This is a genomic window from Rhodanobacter denitrificans (assembly GCF_000230695.2).
GTDB lineage: Bacteria > Pseudomonadota > Gammaproteobacteria > Xanthomonadales > Rhodanobacteraceae > Rhodanobacter > Rhodanobacter denitrificans.
On the sequence record NC_020541.1, the window covers coordinates 1827677 to 1849548 of the forward strand.

Genomic DNA, 21872 nt, shown 5'->3' on the forward strand with positions numbered 1-21872 from the left:
TGGTGGCCGGACATGCTCTGGGCCTGCATCAACCTGCCGCATCTGGCCATGGACGGGATCCTGCGACGCCATCCCGTGACGGGTCCGTTGGTGCTCGTCGACGGGCCGGCCAACGCCCGCACGATCGTTGCGGCCAATGAACCTGCCCATGCCGCAGGCCTGCATGTCGGGCAGCGACTGAGCGCCGCCCAGGCGCTGCTGTCCCAGTTCGAGGCGATGGCGTACGAGCGCGAATCGGCGGACCGCTGGCACCGGTTCCTGGCTGCCGTGGCCTATCGCTACAGCTCCGAGGTCAGCCTGCTGCCGCATGCGATCGTGCTGGAGGTCAGCCGCAGCATGGGCCTGTTCGGGCCGTGGCCACGGCTGGAGGCGATGCTGCGGGCGGATTTCACCGCACTGGGGTTCCGCCATCGGCTGGCCGCGGCGCCGACGCCCCATGCCGCGCAGGTGCTGGCCACGGTGGCCGATGGCCAGGCGGTGCAGGGCGCCGACGCGCTGCGCCGCGCCCTGCAGGGAGTGCCCCTGGCCGCTAGCGGCCTGCCAGCGGCGGCCATCGCCGCGCTGCCGGGCATGGGTATTCGCCGCCTGGGCCAGTTGCTGGCGTTACCGCGGGATGGCCTGCGCCGGCGCTTCGGCGCGGAGCTGCCGGCGGCGCTGGAACGCCTGACCGGCGAGCGCCCGCCCGGCCTGGAGTCGTATCGCCCGCCGGATGTCTTCGACCTGCGCATCGAATTGCTGCATGAGGTGGAGAACCGGTCCGCGCTGGTCTTTCCGCTGCGGCGCATGGTCGATGACCTGGCCGCCTATCTCGCCGGCCGCGATGGAGGCGTGCAGCGTTTCCTGCTGCGCCTGGAACATCGCGAAGGGCGCTGTACCGATGTGCCGGTGGGGCTGCTGGCGCCGGAGCGTGATGGCGTGCTGCTGTTCGAGTTCGCACGGGGCCGGCTGGAACACGTCGTGCTTCCCGCGTCGGTGCTGGCGCTGCGCCTGCTCGCGCGCGAGCTGCCGGCGTTCGTGCCCGCCGGGCGTGACCTGTTCGACGAGCGGCCGGCGCATGCGCTGCCGCTCGGGCAACTGCACGAGCGCCTGCGCGCGCGGCTGGGCGAGCGGGCGGTCTACCGGCTGAGCGGCACCACCGACCCGCGCCCCGAACGCGCCCAGGCCGTGGCCGAAGGCGACCACGGCCACGACGAGCCGTCGCCGCGGCCCACCTGGCTGCTGACGCATCCGGTTCCCCTGCGTGGCCCACCGCCGCGCATCCTCGCCGGCCCCGAGCGGCTGGAAACCGGCTGGTGGGATGGTGCCGAAGCCTGCCGCGACTACTACGTGGTCGAGACCTCGCTCGGCCAGTGGGCGTGGGCGTTCTGCCCGCCCGGCGAGCAGGACGGCTGGATGCTGCAGGGCTGGTTTGCATGAACGACTACGCCGAACTGCATTGCCTGTCCGATTTCTCCTTCGGCCGCGGCGCCTCGAGCGCGGCCGAGCTGTTCGAGCGCGCCGGGGCCTGCGGCTACCGCGCGCTGGCGATCACCGACGAGTGTTCGCTGGCCGGCATCGTGCGTGCGTACCAGGCCTCCAACGAAACCGGCGTGAAGTTGATCGTGGGCGCCGAGTTCCAGCTCGCGGATGGCCCGAAGCTGGTGCTGCTCTGCGGGAATCGGCAGGGCTATGCCGGGCTCTGCCGGCTGATTACGCGCGGGCGCCGGGCCTCGGAAAAGGGCAGGTACCGGCTTGCCTGCGAGGATCTGCATGGCGGGTTGCCGGGCACGCTGGCCTTGTGGATGCCGGCGCCGCAACCGGACATCGCCCACGGCCGCTGGTTGCGCGAGACGTTCGGCGATCGCGCATGGCTGGCGGTGGAACTGCACCGCGGCCCCGACGATGCCGCGCGCCTGCGCGAACTGCAGGCGCTTGGCCGTGCCGTGGGCCTTCCGCTGGTGGCCAGCGGCGACGTGCACATGCACGTGCGCCGGCGCCTAGCCCTGCAGCACACGCTCACCGCGATCCGCCATCGCGTGCCGGTCGCCGAGGCCGGGGCGCTGATCTTCCGCAATGGCGAACGGCACCTGCGCCGATGCGACGTGCTGGCCGGGATCTATCCCGAAGCCCTGTTGCAGGAAAGCGTGCGCATCGCCGAATACTGCACCTTCCAGCTGGACGAACTTGCCTATCGTTACCCGACGGAACTGGTGCCACCAGGCCACACGCCGACGAGCTGGCTGCGCCAGCTGGCGGAGGAGGGCCTGCGCTGGCGCTGGCCGCAGGGTGCCAGCGACAAGGTGCGCCGGCTGGTGAAGGAAGAACTGGCGCTGATCGTGTCGAAGCGGTACGAGGCCTTCTTCCTTACCGTGCACGACATCGTCCGCTTCGCGCGCGGCCAGGGCATCCTCTGCCAGGGCCGCGGCTCGGCGGCCAATTCCGCGGTGTGTTTCGCGCTGGGCGTGACCGAGGTGGACCCGGAGGTCAACCACCTGCTGGTGGCGCGCTTCATCAGCGAGGACCGCGACGAGCCGCCCGACATCGACGTCGATTTCGAGCACGAGCGGCGCGAGGAAGTCATCCAGTACGTCTACCGCAAGTACGGTCGCGAGCGCGCCGCGCTGGCCGCCACCGTGATCTGCTACCGCGGCCGCAGCGCTGTGCGCGACGTGGCCTGGGCGCTGGGCCTGCCGCCGGACCAGGTCGGCCGGCTCAGCGACGTGTTTGCGCGCGGCTGGGGCGACAGCAAGGCTGACGAACGGTTGCGCGAACAGGGCTTCGATCCGGACAGCCCGCTCATCCGCCGCGTGCTGAAGCTCACCGGAGAGCTGCTCGGCATGCCGCGGCACCTGTCGCAACATGTCGGCGGCTTCGTGATCTCCGATGCCCCGCTGAGCGAGATGGTACCGGTGGAAAACGCGGCGATGCCAGGGCGCACGGTGATCCAGTGGGACAAGGACGACCTCGACTGCATGCGCATGCTGAAGATCGATTGCCTGGCGCTGGGCATGCTGACCTGCCTGCGCAAGTGCTTCGCGTTGCTGGAAAGCGCGTATGGCGTGACCAGGATCATCGCGACGATCGAGCCGGATGACGCGGCGACCTATGCAATGATCCGGCGCGCCGATACCGTCGGCGTCTTCCAGATCGAAAGCCGCGCGCAGATGGCGATGCTGCCGCGGCATCGGCCAGCGAATTTCTACGACCTGGTGATCCAGGTGGCGATCGTGCGGCCGGGCCCGATCCAGGGCGACATGGTGCACCCGTACCTGCGCCGCCGGAACGGCGAGGAGCCGGTCGACTATCCGTCGCCGGCATTCAGGGATGTGCTGGAACGCACGCTCGGCGTGCCGCTGTTTCAGGAACAGGTGATGAAGCTGGCCATGGTGGCCGCCGACTTCACCGATGGCGAGGCCGACCAGCTGCGTCGTTCGATGGCCGCATGGAAGCGTCACGGCGGGCTGGAGCCGCATCGCGAGAAACTGGTGCAGGGCATGCTGAGGAACGGCTAGGGGTTCAGCCGAGATACGTGCAAAAGCAGGACATAACCCTGAATTAAACTAGGTTTGTCAACGGTTTAGTGTGACATTTGGAATGCCTCCTTTCTCCTTTTTCCGTGGACAATGTTGGACCTATTCCAACAGGAGTTCGGTCACAAAGGGATCGGGCACGGCTTCCACGTCGATCAGGTAGTCACCGAAGCGCTTGATGTGCCCGGTCATATATGGGCTCATTGTCGCGACGTCTTGGCGACTTGGCTTCATCCCTTCGCTGACCAAGTCACGCAGAATCCGCGTGAGGTCGACCGCGTTACTGAAAATGATCGCGTTGGTGACCAGGTCGTTGTACTTGACCGTCTTTTCCTGCTCCTCCGGATCGTTGTCGGCGATCACCCCCTCGCCACCGAAGAAGTTCCATTTGGCGAAGCCATTGTAGGCCTCGACCTTGTTGGTCGAGGCGGTGATTTTCTCGCGCAGCTCCAGATCCGAAATATACCGGAGCAGGAAGATGGTACGAACGACGCGCCCCAGTTCACGGAAGGCCTGATAAAGCCGATTCTTACGGCTGTCGTTGCCCAGTTTTCGCAAGAGCGTCACGGACGAAATCTTTCCGGTGGAAATCGAAAGCACCACGCGCATCAGGTCTTTCCAATGAACCTCGATGAGCGACCAGTCGATGGTGTCCTTGAACAGCGTATCGATATGCTCATAGCGCGTATCCGGTGCCGGCCGGAAAAACTTCAAATCCTGCCAGTTGCGTATGCGAGGCATCAGCTTGATGCCCAGCAGGTACGACAAGGCGAATACGGGTGCTGATTGGCCTTGGGTGTCGGCATGGATAGTGTCTGGCTGGATGTCTGACTTGTTCTTCAACAACCCGTCAATGATATAAATCGCCTCCCACACCCCGCATGGAATGAAGTGCGAGAACAGCGCGACGTAGGTATCGGAAACATGGTGATAGGCGATGCCGCCATAGCCGCCGTAGCGTATGTGGTACTCGGCCATGAGGTTCTGGTCATACATGTCGTATTTAGTGCCATCGGCGGCGGCACTCTTTCCATTGCCCCACACCTTGGGCAGATGCAGCGTGTTGTAGGCATTGACGATGTCCTTGATCGCCAGATCGAGTTTCGTCGGGTTGATGTGGCGGCGATTCACGAAGGAAAGCATGTGCGGGGTCACGGCGCCGCGAAAGTGGCGAGCTGCCTGCACCGGGCCCAGATTGCAGCCGTAGGTAAAAGACGTGAGGATGTATCGCTCAGTCGCACGGTCAATCTTGGGGTCGGAGCCTGAAAGCGGGCCGAAATGCCGCGGAAAACCCACCCAGTGCGCCACGTTGCACAAGATGTCCAACACATTGCGCTCCGGCATGCGCGCAAGGATGGTGGCTTCCAAGGTCTTGGCCGCTTCGGTGGGTTCCGTGGCGGTGACGCGCTTGAGTACTGGTAAGCCATTGGCATCAATGACTACCTGGTTGTTCTCCGGGTAGGCGGCATCGATCTCTTCGGCGACGCGTGTCAGCTCGTCACGCAACCGGGTGACGAATGCCGTGGCATCCGTGGGTAGGTCGAGTTGGCTGCAATAGTCAATCAGGTGTGCTTGGCAGTCTTCCCAGCCCAGCAGCTGATCTCGGTAGTCGGCGTATTCCTCGGAGCCGGCGATGGCTACGTCGCCGGTCTTCAGTTCGTTGGCCAGGCAGGAGAAGACGCAGGCCTCCAAATGCCGACGATGCAGGCGTGGGTTTCCGGTCTCGTCGCGCTGGGTCACCGCGCGGCGCCATCGCTCGTTCGCGAAGGACAGGTCGATCGACTCCTCCAGCCAATCGCCACGCCGCGATTCATGTTCAAGAACAAGATCCAGCGCCTCCATCAAGCTGCGATCTTCGCTGGTCGACGCCAAATCGAGCAGCCGAACCATCCTGAAAATGGTGGGACGATGGCTTTTGTAGAACTTCCAGACCAATGGGTAATAGTTGTCACCGCTGTACGCATTGATGGCGGCACAGTCTTCCTGCAGGGTCTCCATACCACCGCGCTTACGCAAGAGCTGGCGTATTTCTCGACCAGCATCCGTGTCGCTGGCGTGCGTATCCAAGACTTGGATGACATCGGCGAGCGTGGCGACGATCGCCTCGGTCTTCTCGCGGTGACGAACCCGCAAACGCTCCATCTCCTCCTTGGCGCGGCGGTGAAGATTGTTCATCCGCTTGATGTACATCGCGGCCAGATCATCGCGAGCCTGGATGCGTGCACGGTGAATCAGGCTCAGCAACAGCATGTGTCGTTTGGGGGCGCCAAAATCTCGCAGCTCGGCCGCATCAAGGGCTTTCGCTTCGGCGGCAAAGTGCTTGATCTTCACCTCCGGCACATCGGCCAACAGATGCATGTCGCCCATCAGATTGGAGAGGCGCGCGATGTGCTCGATCAACCGCTGGAAGTGCTGTAGCGAGGAGCGCTTGGGTAACTGCTTGATCAGCTGCAGCGGACTCTGGCGGCGCCCGGTATCCACATCGAGCAACGTGTCCAGTTGCGCGGCTTCCTCGGTGGTCAATCGTTGCTGGACTAGGCTGAATAGGCGTTGGTTGACCAGTGCCCGTACCCGTCGTGCCAAGCGATCCAGCGTACTGAAGGCCGGTAGCTCGATCTTGTCCTTAATTAGTTGCTCGATCGCCGCATTGATCAAATCCGCTGGGTTGTCCATTACGCCCGCTGCTATCCCCACCGCGCGCGTTGCCGCGTGCATGCCACGTTCCCGGAAAGCCGAGACGTCCAGCCGTTGCCGAATGGTGGCGTGATAGCGATAGAGCGTGCGCGCCCCCAATGTCGCTGGTCGGGCATGCCCGCTGAGCCGCAAGGTATCCCGGACCTGACGCATGATGGCGATTGGCACTGCCTCCAGCGCGGGAAAGTACCCGAGGCGTTGAAAGCCTTTCAGCAGCAGTAGGAAACTGAGGCGGCGCGCCGGCTCACGCACTTGCCGTATGGCCCATGCAATTTCGTCATCGGTCGGCGTATAGATTTGGGCCAGTTCACTCGCAGATGGATTGCGCTTGAAGAAGGGATAAGCGGTCCGTTCGATCGATGCCATAGTGAAGACAGTGATCTAGCCAGCCCGTAGGATAGACCGTGAAGTGTGTGTTTCGGTCCCTTACTTGGAGCTTTGTTGCTTTCGCGTAGACGCTGGCGGTGCAGACTGGGAGCGCATTAGTATGTATGCGCAATGTACGGCCCCATTCGCCCCGTGGCCAGGACGCGGCCACTCCCGCGCCGTCTCGATGGCAGCACCGAATGGCGGTGGCAACGACCAGTCGTCGCGTCGGTTCTTTGCACGTGCGCTTTATACGGGCAGCTCGACGTGTGCCGTGCGACGCGGCACCCCTACCATCGACTCCGGGGGCCGACCTGCAAGTGTTCTATGCCGAGGGCTTGTTTACGGGTTCAATCTCCTTCAGAAGCCGCTCTTGCTCGGTAGCATCCAGTGCACTGAAAGCCCGAATCATTCGAGCAAGTCGTTCGTTGTCGGCGTAGAGATACGCCAATGGCACGCCGAGCGCTTTCGCCAGGCGCTTCGCCGTCGCTTGATCTGTGGCGTGGACGTCCTGCTCGTATCGGTTGATGCGTGTGCTAGCCACGAAGGGATCCAGTCCGGCGAGGATGCCCAGCTCCTTCTGGGATAGACCGGCATCCTGACGCGCTTGCTTCAAGCGCTTGCTGAAGATGGACGACGGTTCACGTGGGCGAGGCATGGAATTCTCGAGGAGGAAGACCTCTACGAGATTCGTTGCTTTACCGTGCTGGCGATACTACGATATTCGTAGTTTTGTTGATAGCCTCAAGTGTTTGGCCACCCTACGACCGATAGGAAGCCAGCCCCATGCTTCTGCAACTGGTGTTCGAAGATCAGTGGTCCATTCCCGTACCGATGGACGATCGGCTGGAGGAGGCGCTTGGCGTGCAGCGCGAGCGCGCCTCCCGCGACGAGTTCGACCTCGCGTTTCTCGAGCGTCTATCAGAATGCTTAGCGAATTCGCTCGCGGCGTGCCTTGACACCGACTTGCAGCTGCCGACGGACAGCCAGGTGAAGTACGCCATGGACATCGCTCGGGAACTGGGTGTGTCGTTACCTGCCGATGCCCTACGTTTCCGCGGCGCAGCTCACGAGTTCATTGACCGCTTCAAAGATTCCTTCCGCGTCAGCCGTGAACGACGCCGGCGTATGACGAGTCCCACCGGGGGGTAGCTCATCCGGATGACCTGCCGAGGCCGCCGCCAAGACAAACCTTGGCGTGTTGGCCGCACGTATCACTAAATATCAGTCGATCATGACCCTACCTTACGAGCGCACTTGGGCAGTCGTCGAAACACGGCGTTTCCTGACAGAGGTGCTGGCCAATCGACGCGTTCCCGCCGCCGTTCGCGAGCAGGCGCGCACTCTGCTGCGTCACTACCCAGGCCCCAGCGACGTATTCAATGCGGCGTGGCAAGCGCTTGCCGATCCCCGCCTCGTCCTGGAACCAGTCTTTGACATGAGCACTGACGGATCGCCTTCACCCAACTGGCCGAAACCACGAGTGCTTCGTACTTCGAAATGACGGCATAGAGCCAATGCGTGACAGGCGTGCTTGTTGTAGCACGGCTCCTCAGCCACGCCCCCGCTGCCTACAGAATCGATCGAGCAAATGGCCAAGATGACAAAGGAAAAGCTTGCGCAACTACTGGCTTCTGCAAGGGCCACGCCATCTGGAGAGAATCCCGAAGACGCCCAAGAGGCGGTCTTCAGGGCACTCCTTGATGCGACGGTCTATGCACATGTGCCGTTGGAAAGCCCACCGGAAGGCGTGATGCGCTTCATCCAGTTCGTGCGTCCCGACAACGGTCAGACCGTGCTGCCCTTTTTCAGCGACAGGGAACAATCCGACGCGGCCGCCGGCGGGAACGTTCTCAGCATGGCGATGTCCGGACGAAGCCTGTTCGAACTGACGCGCGGTGCCACGTTGATGCTCAATCCGAACCTGGATGCGGTCGCTCTCTATCCGCCAGAGATCACCGCACTGCTGGAGGGGAGGGCGCTAGGTTTTTTCAGAAAGGACGAAGTGGCTGAGGATGCGAAGGTACTAACTGGTCAGCCATCCATATCGACAGCTGGGCTGAATACTATGCTGCGCAGCTTGTTCGAACGGGAGGCGACGGTCAGGGCAGCCTTCTTGTCCGAGGTGCACCATCAAGACGATCGCGCGGAGGTTTTCCTGCTCCTTACCGTCGTGGTGTCATTGGCCCACCAGGAGCGCATCCTCCAACTGGCCACGCTGGCTTTCAAGACGGAGGCTCTGCAACTCGACCTACCACTCAACATGAGGTTCTTGGCGCCTGATGCGCTGCTTGATGATCTCTGCAACTGCGGAGTGCAGATCTACGGTACTTGATGGAAGCCGGATGGCTTTACAAATGGGCGCTGCCGAAACCGCTTGCACGCGGCGGTGGTACCGCCTACCGCACGTCGCAACGCGTGGTGATGGAGGAGACGATCTGTCGAGTGCGCCGGGGCGACCCCCTTGTCGACTGCCTGATCATTAACGCTGTGTCCAGTGCTGTACTACTACCTCCAACCAAACCCAAAGATTCAGGAACTACATAACCATGAGCCACGAGCCTTAGGTGGAGACTTGGTAGTCAGAACCAATCGCAATACATGCAGCGTTGCATGTTAGCCTCTGCGAGTAGCCATGTACGAAATCCTGCCAGCGCGGGGTCCTGCGCTCGGGCCGGGCGGTACGCCAGGTACCAGTTCTCGTAGTTCTTTCCTGTGGACTGGAACGGGGCGACCAGCCGACCCGATTTGAGCGCATCGCTGACGTAGGGAAGCTGGGCCACGGCGACACCCACGCCGTCCAGCACGGCCTGCATGGCCATGGCCGAGCTCTCGAAGATCACTTCCGCTTTTGGCTTGAGCGGTGCGCGCAATCCCGCAGCCTTGAACCACCAGGCCCACTGTTCACGCAGGTGTGCGACCACGATCAGCGAGGCCTGGCGCAGGTCGCGAGGTTGGCGCAAACCCTTCGCCAGGGCGGGGATGCAGACCGGCACCAGGGTCGAAGGAAACAACTCCTCGGCAAGGTAGCCGGGCCAATCGCCGGAGCCACGGCGCACCGTGCAGGTCCAGTCGTCGCGCAAGGGATTCATGAGGCCACCGGTTGCCACGCGAACCTCGATCTGCGGGTGATCGTGACTGAAGCCGGCCAGCCGGGGGATCAGCCAATGTAACGCGAAGGCGGGAGCGACACCGATCGTGAGCACCGGGCCGGCGCGCATGGCCGACACCTGCGCGACCAGGCGCGTGATCGCCTCGAAAGCGTCGGTCAACCCGGGCTGCAGTGCGCGTCCCTGCAGCGTGAGCTCGAGCCCGTTGGCGTGGCGATGGAACAGCGCGAAGCCGAGGCGGCGTTCCAGCAGGCGCACGCTCTGGCTCACTGCGGCCTGGGTGACATGCAGCTCGCTGGCGGCCGCCGTGAAGCTGCCGCAGCGGGCCGCCGTCTCGAAAGCACGCAGCCCATTCAGGAGGGGAAGGGATCCTGTCATGGCGGGTAGCCCAAGGAAAACTTTTGGTGGCGGCAAGAAATAGTCGTTGGCAATGAGCGATGCCTACGCCTGAAGATAGCCGCTGACAACGCTTCACGGCGCAACACTACCCTTCTTCGCATGGATCGTCGAATGACGTACCCCAAGGTTGGCTTTTCCCGGGTTTCTCGTGACTCCGTCTGGATCGCCGAAACCGGGAGCGGATGCGGGGGCAGGGATGCCTCACGCCTCGATCGCCCACCCGCGGCTGTTCCACGGCATGGATCGACCCCGTGAACTTGTCCGCGCCGTTCATCGCGCGGCCAGTCGCGACGGTACTGCTGATGGCGACGGTGGCCTTGGCAGGCATCGTCGCGTTTCCCTTGTTGCCCGTCGCCCCGCTGCCGCAGATCGACGCGCCGACCATCCAGGTCACGGCGACGCTGGCAGGGGCCAGCGCGCAAACCATGGCATCGTCGGTGGCCACGCCGCTGGAGCGTCAGCTGGGCCAGATCGCCGGGGTCAGCGACATGACCTCGTTCAGCGCGATGGGGGCGACGTCGGTCACCGTCCAGTTTGACCTGGATCGCAACATCGACGCGGCGGCGCAGGACGTGCAGGCAGCGATCACGGCAGCGGGCAACAACTTGCCGCGGGCGATGACCACGCCGCCAACCTACAAGAAGTTGAATCCGACCGATGCACCGATCCTGGTGCTGGCGGCGAGTTCCGATGCGCTTCCGCTGACCGCCGTCTCCGACGCCGTCGACAACTTCCTGGCGCGCAAGATCTCACAGATACCGGGCGTGGCCCAGGTTTCGCTGGGTGGCGCGCAGCAGCCTGCGATCCGGGTGCAGGCCGACCCCGGCCGGCTCGCGGCGGTCGGGTTGACGCTCGAACAGGTGCGCACGGCGCTGGTCGCGGCCACCACCGACGCCGCCAAAGGTGCGATCGATACCCCCACGACGAGCTTTGCGATCGCCGCGAACGATCAGATCATCCATCCGCAACCGTTCGAGGATGTCGTGCTTGCCTACAAGCGCGGCGCGCCCATCCGGGTGCGCGACATCGGGCGCGCCGTCGCCGCGGCCGCCGATCGCAACGCGGCGGCGTACTACAACGGTCGACCGGCCATCCTGCTCACGGTCTACAAGCAACCCGACGCCAACGTCATCGCCACGGTCGAGCGCATCAAGTCGGAACTTCCCCAGCTTGTCTCCGACATCCCCCGTGCCATCACCATCGATACGGTGCTCGACCGTACCGTCACCATCCGCGCCGCAGTACGTGACGTCGAATTCACCCTGGTGCTGGGGGTCATCCTGGCGGTGCTGGTGGTGGGGTTGTTCCTGCGCAACCTGTGGGCGACCCTGGTGCCGGGCATCACCATCGTGCTCTCGCTGCTCGGTGCATTCGCGGCGATGTGGCTGTTCGGATTCAGCCTCGACAACCTGTCCCTGATGGCCTTGACGCTGGGCATCGGCTTCGTGATCGACGACGCGATCGTGGTGGTCGAGAACATCCAGCGTCACGTCGAGAACGGCTTGCCGCCGATGCAGGCGGCGCTCGAAGGCTCACGCGAGATCGCCTTCACCGTGTTCTCGATCAGCCTGTCGATGCTCGCGGTGTTCGTTCCGCTGCTGTTGATGGGCGGCATCGTCGGCCGCCTGTTCCAGGAATTCTCGTTGACCATGATGGCGTCGATCATGGTGTCCATGCTGGTGTCGTTGACCCTGGCGCCGATGCTGTGCTCACGCTTCATGCGCCGCGGGGATGGCCGGCACGGCCGCTGGCATGAGCGGGTCGAAGCCGCGTTCGACGCGCTCCTGGTGGGTTATCGGCGCACGCTGGACGGCGTGCTGCGTCATCCGGCCATCACGATGGGGGTGTTTCTTGCCACGGTGGCATCGGCACTGGCCCTGGCCATCGGGATTCCCAAGGGCTTCTTTCCGATTCAGGACACCGGGTTGATCCAGGGCCTGGCCGAGGCGGCACAGGGCACCTCGCCGGAGGAGATGCGGCGTCTGGAGCGCCAGCTCGACGCGGTGCTGTTGCGCGACCCCGGCGTGGCCGGCGTGGCCTCCTGGACCGGCACGACGGGCGGCAGCGGCTATGCGCAGACCGCCAACACGGCGCGCTACCTGATCGTGCTCAAGCCGCTCGAACAGCGCGAGCTGCCCGCCACGGAAATCATTCGCCGGCTGAAGCCGCACGTCGGCGCCGTCGCCGGTGTCGACTTGAAGCTGTCGCCGACGCAGGACATCACGACCGGTGGCCGCACGGCACGCGGCAGCTTCCAGTACACGCTGCGCGGCGCGGACGTCGATGAGCTCGATGGATGGTCACAGAGAATGCTGGCGAAGATGCGCACGTTGCCACAATTGACCGATGTGGCGAGCGACCTGCAGTCCAGCGCGCCGCAACTTGCGATCCATATCGACCGCACGGTGGCCGCGCACTTCGGCATTTCACCGCAGACGATCGACGACACGCTGAATGACGCCTACGGCCAACGCCAGATCACCCAGTACTCCACCCAGGTCAGCACCTATCCCCTGATTCTCGAGGTCACGCCCGACTTGCAGGGCAAGCTTGCGTCGCTCGATCGGCTGTATGTCCAATCGCCCCTCACGGGTACCGTGGTGCCGCTGTCGGTGATGACGCGGGTGGATTCCACGAAGGTGGGCCCGCTCTCGGTGATCCATCAGGGATCGTTCCCCGCCGTCACGCTGTCGTTCAACCTGCCGCCTGGCGTGGCGCTCGGCGAAGCGGTCACCGCGATCCAGCAGGCCGCGGCAGCGATCGGCATGCCCGATGGGGTGCGAGGGGCCTTCGAAGGCAACGCCAAGGCGTTCCAGTCCTCCTTGTCGAACATGCCGTGGCTGGTGCTGGGTGCGTTGGTACTGGTCTATATCGTGCTGGGAATCCTGTACGAAAGTTTCATTCACCCGCTGACGATTCTGTCGACCTTGCCCTCTGCCGGTGTCGGCGCGCTGGCGATACTCTGGATCATGCACATGGGCCTGACCGTCATCGGCATCGTCGGCATCATCCTGTTGATCGGCATCGTCAAGAAGAACGGCATCATGCTGGTCGACTTTGCCGTGGCAGCCATGCGCGAGCGCGGTCTTTCGGCGGTGGAGGCCGCGCGGGAAGCGTGCCTGCTTCGCTTCAGGCCGATCCTGATGACGACCGCGGCGGCCATGCTGGTCGCCCTGCCGCTGGCGTTTGGCCATGGCGTCGGATCCGAACTGCGCCAGCCACTCGGTTACGCGATGCTGGGTGGACTGGTGCTGAGCCAGTTGCTGACGCTGTACACCACGCCGGTCATCTTCGTTTACATGGAGCGCTCGCGAAGCTGGTTGGCGTACAGGAGGCAGTCGGCGCTGCAAGCGCCATCGTGACGAACCGGGATGGTGGCTTGGCACCTCTCAAACCCTCGAGCGGGCTTGGCCATGTGCAGCGGGGCGAATGGCGGCGGCGATGGCGCCCGGCGCGACCCGGTGGGTCCCCAAGCTCGAGCGGCCCCTTTCCCGGGGGAGAGGGGCCGTGACAGGCCGAGGTTGGGGGATGGACGTCAGGCCACCGCCGGGAAATCGATGGTGGTGTCGTTGATGCGGTTGAATACGTTGGTGAATACGATCACCGCCATCGCCAAGGCGATGTCCACCAGCTGTGCGTCGGTGTAGCCGGCCGCCCGGATCGCCGAGAGCTCGGCGAGGTCGAGCGTGCCGCGCGTCGTGGCGAGCGTGCGGACGAAGCGGATCAACGCGTCGCGCTTGGCATCGCCGGTGGGTTCGCCGGCGCGGATCCGCTTCAGGGTTTCCGGCGACAGGCCGGCCATCTTGCCCATCATGCTGTGCGCCGCCACGCAGTAGTCGCAACCGGCGGCCACGCTGACGGCCAGCTTGACGGTCTCGCGATCCTGCTTGTCCAGGCTACCCGCGGCGAGCACGCCATCGGCCTGCAGGATGGCACCCAGCGCAGCCGGGCCATGGGCACCGATGGCGGCGTAGGCGTTGGGCACCCTGCCGGCAGCCTTCTTGACCTGGGCATAGACCTCGGCCGTGGCGCCGGTGGCGGTTTCGAGGGCGGGGGTGACGATACGGGACATGGCGGTTACTCCGGTTGGGGAAGGGTGGAACACGTCGCTACTTTACGGACCCGAGTTGAGATTGTTAATGCCATAAAATCTCAGTAACATGCTTCATCGTCTCAAATCAGGAGGCCGATATGTCACCGCCTCTGGATTGGTTGAGCCGCCTGCTCAACCTCATTCCCGTCCGTGGGCAGCTCGATGTCCGCTGCCACTACGGCGCGCCCTGGCGCATCGATCAGGAGCCCATGCCGCCGGGGGAGATGCCGTACCACGTGGTGCTCGCGGGTTCGGCCGTACTTGAGGACCCGGTCAGTGGACAAACGGAAGTCCTCACGAAAGGCGACATCCTGCTGCTGGGAGAGGGCGGTGCACACGTCCTCCACGACGGCAGCGGCGCGCCTTCCGCGCCGACGCGCGTGCGCATGGGGTTCAACGTGTCGATCAGCGAGAACGCGGGGCAGGGCGAACCACTCGACTTGCTGTGCGGTCGCTTCGTCGTCGCCGCACCGCACGATCGCCTGTTGCGCGACTATCTGCCGCCGCGGCTGGTGGTGCATGCGGCGGGTGACGCCGCCGCGTCGGATACCGACACGGCGCTGCAACTCGAGCACCTGTTGGCGCTGATGCGCAGCGAGTCCTCCGGCGATCACCTTGGCGGCCGCGCCATGCTCAACGGCTTGTCGACAGCCCTGTTTGCCTTGACGTTGCGCCTGGCCAGCCAGCTTTCGCAGCCACCTTCCGGACTGCTCGCCCTGGCCGGCCATCCGCGCCTCGCCCCCGCCCTCACCGCGATGTTCAACGAACCCGCACGGGCGTGGACGCTCCCGGAGCTGGCGCAGCTGTGCAGCATGTCGCGTGCGACGTTTGTCCGCCATTTCCAGGATGCCACGGGCCGAACCGCCGGCGACCTGTTGGTCGACATCCGCATGACCTTGGCCGCACGCGAGTTGCGCAAGCCCTCGGTGTCCATCGGTACCGTCGCCGATAGCGTGGGCTACCGGTCCGAGGCCGCCTTCCAGCGCGCCTTCAAGCACTACATGGGAACGACACCCGCACGCTGGCGCCGCCAGGCGTAGGGCCAGTGAACCGCCGCTTGCAACCGTCGCACGCGAAGCACGCCGGGGTGCCGTGATCTGACGGCCTGGCCTGGGTAAGACGCACCCGATCAACCGGCGGCGTTCATGGGCCAGTCCGTGCAGCCTTCGTCACCGGCCGCAGAACGCGTGGACACCTGTCGACGCTGTCGTGGTCCGTGGCTCGCCACGGCATCCTGCTGCAAGCGGTTCCCCGCTGGCCTCTTGGGTCGACGGCGACTGCCGGACTAAGGAGCGACCGGTGGGGCTCGATCCCGCATTCTGCTCTGGTCGAATTCCGCGCGACTGCTGCTGTCGCCGCGCGGGCGCGGCACGTAACCTCGTGGCGGTCGGCAAGGGGCATTCGCATCGCCGCTGCGACGGCGGCAGCTGCCGGCGCGCGGCCGCATGCATGCACCCGGCGCAATGCCAGGGCAGACCGAGGAGACCGCGATGGCCAAACCGAACTTGCTTCGATTGCAGGATCACGACCAGATCACCAAGGAACTCAGCTTCAACATCTACGATATCTGCTACGCCGTGTCCGAAGACCAGCGCCGGCGTTACATCGAGTACATCGACGAGCAGTACGACGCCGACCGCCTGACCCGGATCCTCAGCGACGTGGCCGAGATCATCGGTGCCAACATCCTCAACATCGCGCGCCAGGATTACGATCCGCAGGGCGCCTCGGTTGCGCTGCTGATGAGCGAGCGCATGCTCGGCCGCAGCAGCACTGCCACGCATGTGGACAAGAGCCATATCACGGTGCACACCTACCCCGAGACGCATCCGCACACCGGCCTGGCCAGCTTCCGCGCCGACATCGACGTGGCCACCTGCGGCGTGATCTCGCCGCTGAAGGCGCTGAACTACCTGATCGAGCGCTTCGAGTCCGACATCGTCGTGTGCGACTATCGCGTGCGCGGCTTTACACGCGACATCAAGGGGCGCAAGCACTTCCTCGATCACCGCATCAATTCGATCCAGGAGTTCCTGTCGCGATCGATCCGGCAGAAGTACGAGTGCTTCGACGTCAATGTGTACCAGGAGAATCTGTTCCACACCAAGATGCACATCAAGAACTTCCAGCTCGACGACTACCTGTTCGAGGCGAAGGCGGACGACCTGTCGTTCAAGGAACGCGAGCGCATCAAAGCCCTGCTCAGCCACGAGATCCAGGAGCTGTTCCAGGGGCGCAACATCGCCTGAGTTCAGGTGCCAGCGAGGCGCCCGAGCGTCGCCAGCGCCGCTTCGGTGCGCGCATCCCAGGCATAGCCGTAGTTCAGGCGCAGGCAATTCGCGTAGGCCTGGCTGGCCGAGAACATCGGTCCCGGCGCCACGCTGATGCCATGCGATAGCGCGTGCTGGTGGATCGCCGGCGCGTCGGCCGGGGCCGGCAGTTCGACCCATAGGAAATAGCCGCCGGCCGGTCGCGTCGCGCGCGTGCCCGGCGGAAAGTGCTTCGCGATCGCCTCGATGAAGGCGCCCTGCCGGCTCGCCAGCGCTTGGCGCATCCGGCGCAGATGGCGGTCGTAGCCGGCTTTCTCCAGGTATGTGGCCAGCGCTGCCTGCATCGGCGCGGCGGTGGTCAGCGTGGTCGACAGCTTGTGGCGCGCGACCGCTTGCGCATAGCGCCCTGGCGCGACCCAGCCGATGCGAAAGCCCGGCGCCAGGCATTTCGAGAACGAAGAGCAGTGCAGCACCAGGCCTTTGCGGTCGAACGCTTTCGCGGGCGCTGGCCGCTGGTTGCCGAAGTAGAGCTCGCCATAGACATCGTCCTCGATCAGTGGCACCTCGTGGCGCGCCAGCAGCTCGACCAGTTCGCGCTTCTTCGCCTCCGGCATCAGGCTGCCGAGCGGGTTCTGGAAGTTCGTCATCAGCCAGCAGGCTTTCGGCGCGTGGCGCGCGAGCACGCGTTCGAGCGCGCCGAGATCGATGCCCTCGCGCGGGCTGGTCGGCACCTCGATCGCGCGCAGGCCGTTGCGCTCCAGCGATTGCAGTGCGGCGTAGAAGGTGGGCGATTCGACCACTACCGCATCGCCCGGCCGCGTCACCGTGGCGAGGCAGAGATTGAGTGCTTCGAGCGCGCCGTTGGTGATCACGATCTCGTCCGGGTGCACCTGCAGGCCGTCTACCAGGTAGCGCAGCGCGATCTGCCGGCGCAGCGGCGCGTGGCCGGGCGTGAGACTGTCGACCGTGCTCCAGGGATCGAGCCGCTGCACGCTGGCGGCGACCAGCCGCGCGAGGCGTTCGAGCGGAAACAGCAGCGGATCCGGGAACGCCGAGCCGAAGGGAACGACCTCGCGGTCCATGGTCGAGCCGAGCAGGTCGAACACGCGATCGCTCATGTCGAGCAGGACCGTGTCCTCGTTCGGCTGCGAAGCCGCATCCGGCTCCGGCGGCAACCGCGCCACGCGGGCGGCGACGTAGTAGCCGGAACGCTCGCGCGCGCGGATCAGGCCCCGTGCTTCGAGCAGGTAATAGGCCTGGAATACGGTCGACGGGCTGACGCCCCGGCTGGCACTGGTCTGGCGTACCGAGGGCAGGCGATCGCCGGGTCGCAGCAGGCCGGTGCGGATCGACTCGGCGAGATCAGCGGCGAGGCTTTCGTAGCGATTCATCGGCGGCATCAGCGACGGTGGTGAAGACTGGCATTGTGCGCCACGGCGCGCCGATCTGATCCGTACAGGATGCCGAATTATCCGGGTGCGTCAGTACGCCGCGCGTGCGACGAATACGGCCGATCTTTACAAACTGCTGGCTGCCAAGCGCTTTTCCCGTGCCACGTATCTGATACGGTTTTTTCCGATTCATCTGCTTCTGTTTGATCTGCTTCTGTCGACGCATCGTGCGGCCATTTTCCAAGCCGCCATGGGCGGCCCGTCCCCGAGAAGCCGTTGATGAACCCGACCGCCATCCTGCTTGCCACCTTCCTGCTCTCGATCGCCGGCTTATTCGCCTTCATCTGGTCGCTGCGCAAGGGCCTGTTCGACGCCGATGCTGGCGGTGCGCGCACGATCTTCGCGCAAGGCGAGATTGGCCATGTCGAAGATCCTGCCGCCGATGCAGGGCAGGCGCACACGCTGCAACGCGATGCGCGCGTGCTCGGACCGACCACGGCCGCCGAGCTGGCCGCGCGCGAAGCCGCCGATCGGTCGAGCGCGCAGCCGGCCTTCGCGCTGTTCACCTACGCGATCGTGTGGCTGATCGTCGCCTCGCTAGCCGGCCTCGTCAGCTCGCTCAAGTTGCACTGGCCGGAGCTGCTCGACCAATACGGCTGGCTCACGTTCGGCCGCCTGCGCACCCTGCATCTGAACGCCGTCGCCTACGGCTGGGCGCCTCAGGCGCTGCTCGGACTGGCGATATGGATGCTGCCGCGCCTGCTGCGCACGCCGCTGATCGGCGCTCGCTTCGTCCTTGTCGGCGCACTGATCTGGAACGCGGGCCTTGTCGCCGGCCTCATCGCCATCGCGTTCGGCCTCAGCGCCGGGCTGGAGTGGCTGGAGATTCCCTGGCAGGTCGGCGGGTTGTTCGCCTTCGGCGGCATGCTGATCGGCCTGCCGATGGTGTTCACCCTGCGGCGCAAGCGCGTGCATCACCTTTATGTATCGGTCTGGTACATCGGCGCGGCGCTGTTCTGGTTTCCGGTGCTTTATCTGGTCGCCAAGGTGCCTGGGGTGCATTTCGGCATCGAGATGGCGACGATGAACTGGTGGTTCGGACACAACGTGCTCGGCCTGTTCTACACGCCATTGTCGATTGCCGCGGTGTACTACTTCCTGCCGAAGATCATCGGCCGGCCGGTGCAGTCGTACAATCTCTCGCTGCTCGGCTTCTGGACGCTGGCGTTCTTCTACGGCCAGGTCGGCGCCCATCACCTGATCGGCGGGCCGGTGCCGGAGTGGTTGATCACGCTGTCGATCGTACAGAGCGTGATGATGGTAATTCCGGTCATCGCGTTCTCGCTCAACATGCACCTGACCCTGAGAGGGAATTTCGACGCGCTGCGCCATTCCTATTCGCTGCGTTTCATCTTCTTCGGCGCGGTGATGTACACGCTGGCGTCGCTGCAGGGCACATTCGAGGCGCTGCGCTCGGTCAACGCGGTCACCCACTTCACCCATTTCACCGTCGCGCATGCGCACCTGGGCATGTACGGCTTCGTTTCGATGGTCGCGTTCGGCGGCATCTATTTCGCGCTGCCGCGCGTGCTCGATTTGCGCTGGCCGCGACCGCACCTGATCGCGCTTCACTTCTGGCTCGTCGTGGCGGGCTTCCTCTTCTATCTCGTGACGCTGAGCGTCGGCGGCGTGTTGCAGGGCCTGGCCCTGCTCGATCCGGCGCGGCCGTTCATGGATTCGGTCGCGGTGACCTTGCCATGGCTGCAAGGCCGCTCGCTCGGCGGTGCGCTGATGACGGCGGGTCATCTGGTGTTCGCCTGGCATTTCTTCCTCGCGGTGCGCGCAACGGCATGGCGCACGCGCGTCCAATCTTTGCCGCTTAACGTCACGGGCTGATGACGATGGAAAACGAACTCAAACTGATCGGCGGCGCATTGGTCACGCTCGCACTCGCGACCGCGGCGATGATCCTGGTGCCGTTCCTGCAGCTCAAGCATGTCGCCGCACCGGAAGGTCTTGCGCCGTACAGCGCCGCCGAGGCGCGCGGGCGCGAGATCTACATCGGCAACGGCTGCATAGCCTGCCATTCGCAGCAGCCGAGCAGCACCGGAGCCGGCCGTGCCGATGCACGCCGCGGCTGGGGTCGGCCGTCGGTCGCGGCCGACTATACCTACGACGATCCGCCGCTGCTCGGCACGATGCGCACCGGGCCGGACCTGTTCAACATCGGCGTGCGCCAGCCCAGCGTCGACTGGCACCTGGGTCATCTCTACCAGCCGCGTGCCTACGTCAAGGGCAGCATCATGCCGGCGTTTCCGTTCCTGTTCGCGCTGCGCGAGTTCGACGAAGTGGGCCGCGACGATCGCGTCGTGGCGCTGCCGCCTGGCGTCGAGCCCCCCGGCAAGAAGGTGATCGCGACGCAGGACGCGCTGGATCTCGTCGCTTACCTGGTCGCGCTCAAGCACACCTACCCAGTACTCGCGCCCGATGCGAGCGCCGCAGCTGAACCGAAGAAGGCCGCACCATGAACGAGCCGATCCGCCAAGGCGAGAACGCCGATCCGAACGAGTCCAACAATCCGGTGCCGCGCGTCGTGCTCGCGCTGGTGGTCGGCCTGGTGATCTGGGCCGGCAGCTATATCGTGATGCAGAGCGCGAACGCGCCGGCCGAACTCGGCGACGGCCGCGATCCGGTTGCGCTCGCGGCCGTGCAGGCCGGCCCGGCCAATGGCGCCGAGATCTACACGCGTTGCCAGGGTTGCCATCAGGCCAATGGCCAGGGGTTGCCCGGCGTGTTCCCGCCGCTCGCCGGTTCGCCGTGGGTGATCGACGATGCGGTGCTGGCGACACAGATCGTGCTGCACGGCCTCACCGGCCCGATCAAGGTGCTTGGCACGACATACGATGGTGCGATGCCGGCGTTCGGCGAGCAACTGAGCGATGCCGAGATCGCCGCCGTGCTCACGCATATCCGCGCGGATTGGGGCAATGGCGCCGGCGCGGTCGACGAGGCCGCGGTCGCCGCCGCGCGCAAGCAATCGGCCGCGCGCACGACACCGTGGCATGGCGTCGACGAGTTGAAAGGCTTCCTTGCCGCGAAGGATGTGGCAACGCCGTGAACACAACCGCGCTGCGCACAGGGCTCGCCCTCGCCGCGCTGGCGTCCTTCGCGCTCGTCGCGTTCGCCGATGTGACCTGCGGTTTCGCCGCGATCACCAGCGAAGGCGCGCGCCGCGTTGCCATCGAGCGTGCACCGCGCGCGGTGCCGGACATCGAACTGGTCGACAGCCACGCGCAGCGCGTGCGCTTCGCCGACCTACGCGACGCGGCGGGCAGGGTGCTGCTGGTCAGCCTCGTCTACACGCAGTGCGAAACGATCTGCCGCACCACGGCGTCCGGCCAGGCCTGGCTACAGCGCGAGCTGCGCCACCGCGGCCTCGGCGAGCGCGTGCATCTGGTCACGTTGAGCTTCGACCCCGCGCGCGACACGCCAGCCGCGCTACGCGCCTACGCGCGTGGCCAGCGCGCCGACGCGAGCCTGTGGACGTTCGCGACCGTGGCCGATCCGGCGCAGCTCGATGCGTTGCTGCGCACGTTCGGCATCGTCGTGCTGCGCGATGAGTTCGGCGGCTACACGCACAACGCGGCGTTGTTCCGCCTCGACGCGCAGGGCCGCATCGATCGTGTCTACGACGTCGATCGGCCGAATCTCGCGCTCGCCGACCTGCTGCGCGACTGACGATGCCGCGCCTCTCGTCCGGTGTCGCGCCCGGCCTCGCACTCGCCGCCTGCGCGTTCGCGCGGCCCGTGCTCGAGGCGACGATGGCGCTGCACATGGCGCTCGAATTGCCGCTGCTGTTCGCGATCGGCCTCACTGCGGCGCACGCGGCCGGCCCGCGCCTGTCGCACTCGCTGGCGCGCTGGGACCCGAACGGACTGGTCGCGCTGCTCGCCGCCAGCCTGGTCGGCGCGTACTGGATGCTGCCGGTCGCTCTCGATCGCGCGGTACTGGAGCCGGCCCTCGGTTTCGCCAAGGCCGCC

Annotated in this window: 17 protein-coding genes and 1 pseudogene; 12 read left to right on the forward strand and 6 right to left on the reverse strand. The window is 65.2% G+C overall.

All coding sequences use genetic code 11. The features are described 5' to 3' along the window. Positions 1-12 precede the first annotated feature (12 nt). The gene (locus R2APBS1_RS08225) at positions 13-1416 is read left to right on the forward strand and encodes a Y-family DNA polymerase (protein ID WP_015447564.1); all 1404 of its coding nucleotides are present in this window, start codon (positions 13-15) and stop codon (positions 1414-1416) included. Then, positions 1413-3488, forward strand: a pseudogene (locus R2APBS1_RS08230) (error-prone DNA polymerase); the annotation flags it as partial. The gene R2APBS1_RS08225 and the pseudogene R2APBS1_RS08230, both read left to right, overlap by 4 nt. A 123-nt stretch (positions 3489-3611) precedes the next feature. Here the strand turns inward: R2APBS1_RS08230 and R2APBS1_RS08235 are convergent. Both R2APBS1_RS08235 and R2APBS1_RS08240 read right to left on the reverse strand, forming a co-directional pair. Beyond that, positions 3612-6569: a Tn3 family transposase gene (locus R2APBS1_RS08235; protein ID WP_015447566.1), complete on the reverse strand. Its 2958-nt coding sequence runs from the start codon at positions 6567-6569 to the stop codon at positions 3612-3614. A 325-nt stretch (positions 6570-6894) separates the two neighbouring features. Then, positions 6895-7227 carry a helix-turn-helix domain-containing protein gene (locus R2APBS1_RS08240; RefSeq protein WP_015447567.1) on the reverse strand — a complete coding sequence of 111 codons (333 nt, stop codon included), beginning with the start codon at positions 7225-7227 and terminating at the stop codon, positions 6895-6897. A 128-nt stretch (positions 7228-7355) separates the two neighbouring features. Between R2APBS1_RS08240 and R2APBS1_RS08245 the strand changes: the two genes are divergently transcribed. From R2APBS1_RS08245 to R2APBS1_RS08250, 3 genes are all read left to right on the forward strand, one after another. Further along, positions 7356-7721 carry a hypothetical protein gene (locus R2APBS1_RS08245; protein WP_015447568.1) on the forward strand — a complete coding sequence of 122 codons (366 nt, stop codon included), beginning with the start codon at positions 7356-7358 and terminating at the stop codon, positions 7719-7721. An 82-nt stretch (positions 7722-7803) separates the two neighbouring features. Next, a complete protein-coding gene (locus tag R2APBS1_RS20650; RefSeq protein WP_015447569.1) occupies positions 7804-8073 on the forward strand; it encodes a BPSL0761 family protein in 270 nt (89 codons plus the stop codon). Positions 8074-8160: 87 nt separating this feature from the next. Then, the gene (locus tag R2APBS1_RS08250) at positions 8161-8904 is read left to right on the forward strand and encodes an SseB family protein (RefSeq protein WP_236127008.1); all 744 of its coding nucleotides are present in this window, start codon (positions 8161-8163) and stop codon (positions 8902-8904) included. A gap of 247 nt (positions 8905-9151) precedes the next feature. Here the strand turns inward: R2APBS1_RS08250 and R2APBS1_RS08255 are convergent, their stop codons facing one another. Beyond that, complete coding sequence (locus R2APBS1_RS08255) at positions 9152-10057, reverse strand: LysR substrate-binding domain-containing protein (RefSeq protein WP_015447571.1); 906 nt, start codon at positions 10055-10057, stop codon at positions 9152-9154. A gap of 272 nt (positions 10058-10329) precedes the next feature. Here R2APBS1_RS08255 and R2APBS1_RS08260 point away from each other — a divergent pair, with 272 nt between their 5' ends. Next, positions 10330-13440: an efflux RND transporter permease subunit gene (locus R2APBS1_RS08260; protein WP_015447572.1), complete on the forward strand. Its 3111-nt coding sequence runs from the start codon at positions 10330-10332 to the stop codon at positions 13438-13440. A gap of 173 nt (positions 13441-13613) precedes the next feature. Here R2APBS1_RS08260 and R2APBS1_RS08265 read toward each other — a convergent pair whose 3' ends face one another. Beyond that, positions 13614-14150, reverse strand: coding sequence for a carboxymuconolactone decarboxylase family protein (locus tag R2APBS1_RS08265; RefSeq protein WP_015447573.1), 537 nt, complete (start codon positions 14148-14150; stop codon positions 13614-13616). A gap of 140 nt (positions 14151-14290) precedes the next feature. Here R2APBS1_RS08265 and R2APBS1_RS08270 point away from each other — a divergent pair, with 140 nt between their 5' ends. After that, positions 14291-15211 (forward strand): AraC family transcriptional regulator, encoded by a 921-nt coding sequence (locus R2APBS1_RS08270; protein ID WP_217154272.1) that lies wholly within the window; start codon positions 14291-14293, stop codon positions 15209-15211. A gap of 450 nt (positions 15212-15661) precedes the next feature. Beyond that, complete coding sequence (gene speD, locus R2APBS1_RS08275; RefSeq protein ID WP_015447575.1) at positions 15662-16420, forward strand: adenosylmethionine decarboxylase; 759 nt, start codon at positions 15662-15664, stop codon at positions 16418-16420. Between the two features lie 2 nt (positions 16421-16422). On the opposite strand, the gene R2APBS1_RS08280 is transcribed toward speD, so the two are convergent. Continuing rightward, positions 16423-17832 carry an aminotransferase-like domain-containing protein gene (locus R2APBS1_RS08280; protein ID WP_015447576.1) on the reverse strand — a complete coding sequence of 470 codons (1410 nt, stop codon included), beginning with the start codon at positions 17830-17832 and terminating at the stop codon, positions 16423-16425. Further along, positions 17804-18058: a hypothetical protein gene (locus R2APBS1_RS20045; protein ID WP_157769706.1), complete on the reverse strand. Its 255-nt coding sequence runs from the start codon at positions 18056-18058 to the stop codon at positions 17804-17806. Before R2APBS1_RS20045 ends, R2APBS1_RS08280 begins: the two co-directional genes overlap by 29 nt. Positions 18059-18111: 53 nt before the next feature. Here R2APBS1_RS20045 and R2APBS1_RS08285 point away from each other — a divergent pair, with 53 nt between their 5' ends. From R2APBS1_RS08285 to R2APBS1_RS08300, 4 genes are read left to right on the forward strand one after another with little or no spacing between them, the layout of a single operon-like run. Continuing rightward, positions 18112-19728 carry a cbb3-type cytochrome c oxidase subunit I gene (locus tag R2APBS1_RS08285; RefSeq protein WP_015447577.1) on the forward strand — a complete coding sequence of 539 codons (1617 nt, stop codon included), beginning with the start codon at positions 18112-18114 and terminating at the stop codon, positions 19726-19728. Positions 19729-19733: 5 nt separating this feature from the next. Then, positions 19734-20360 carry a cbb3-type cytochrome c oxidase subunit II gene (locus R2APBS1_RS08290; RefSeq protein WP_041676893.1) on the forward strand — a complete coding sequence of 209 codons (627 nt, stop codon included), beginning with the start codon at positions 19734-19736 and terminating at the stop codon, positions 20358-20360. Beyond that, the gene (locus tag R2APBS1_RS08295) at positions 20357-20950 is read left to right on the forward strand and encodes a c-type cytochrome (protein ID WP_015447579.1); all 594 of its coding nucleotides are present in this window, start codon (positions 20357-20359) and stop codon (positions 20948-20950) included. The genes R2APBS1_RS08290 and R2APBS1_RS08295 overlap by 4 nt, the downstream gene beginning before the upstream one ends. Next, the gene (locus tag R2APBS1_RS08300; RefSeq protein WP_015447580.1) at positions 20947-21570 is read left to right on the forward strand and encodes an SCO family protein; all 624 of its coding nucleotides are present in this window, start codon (positions 20947-20949) and stop codon (positions 21568-21570) included. The genes R2APBS1_RS08295 and R2APBS1_RS08300 overlap by 4 nt, the downstream gene beginning before the upstream one ends. Positions 21571-21872: the final 302 nt, after the last annotated feature.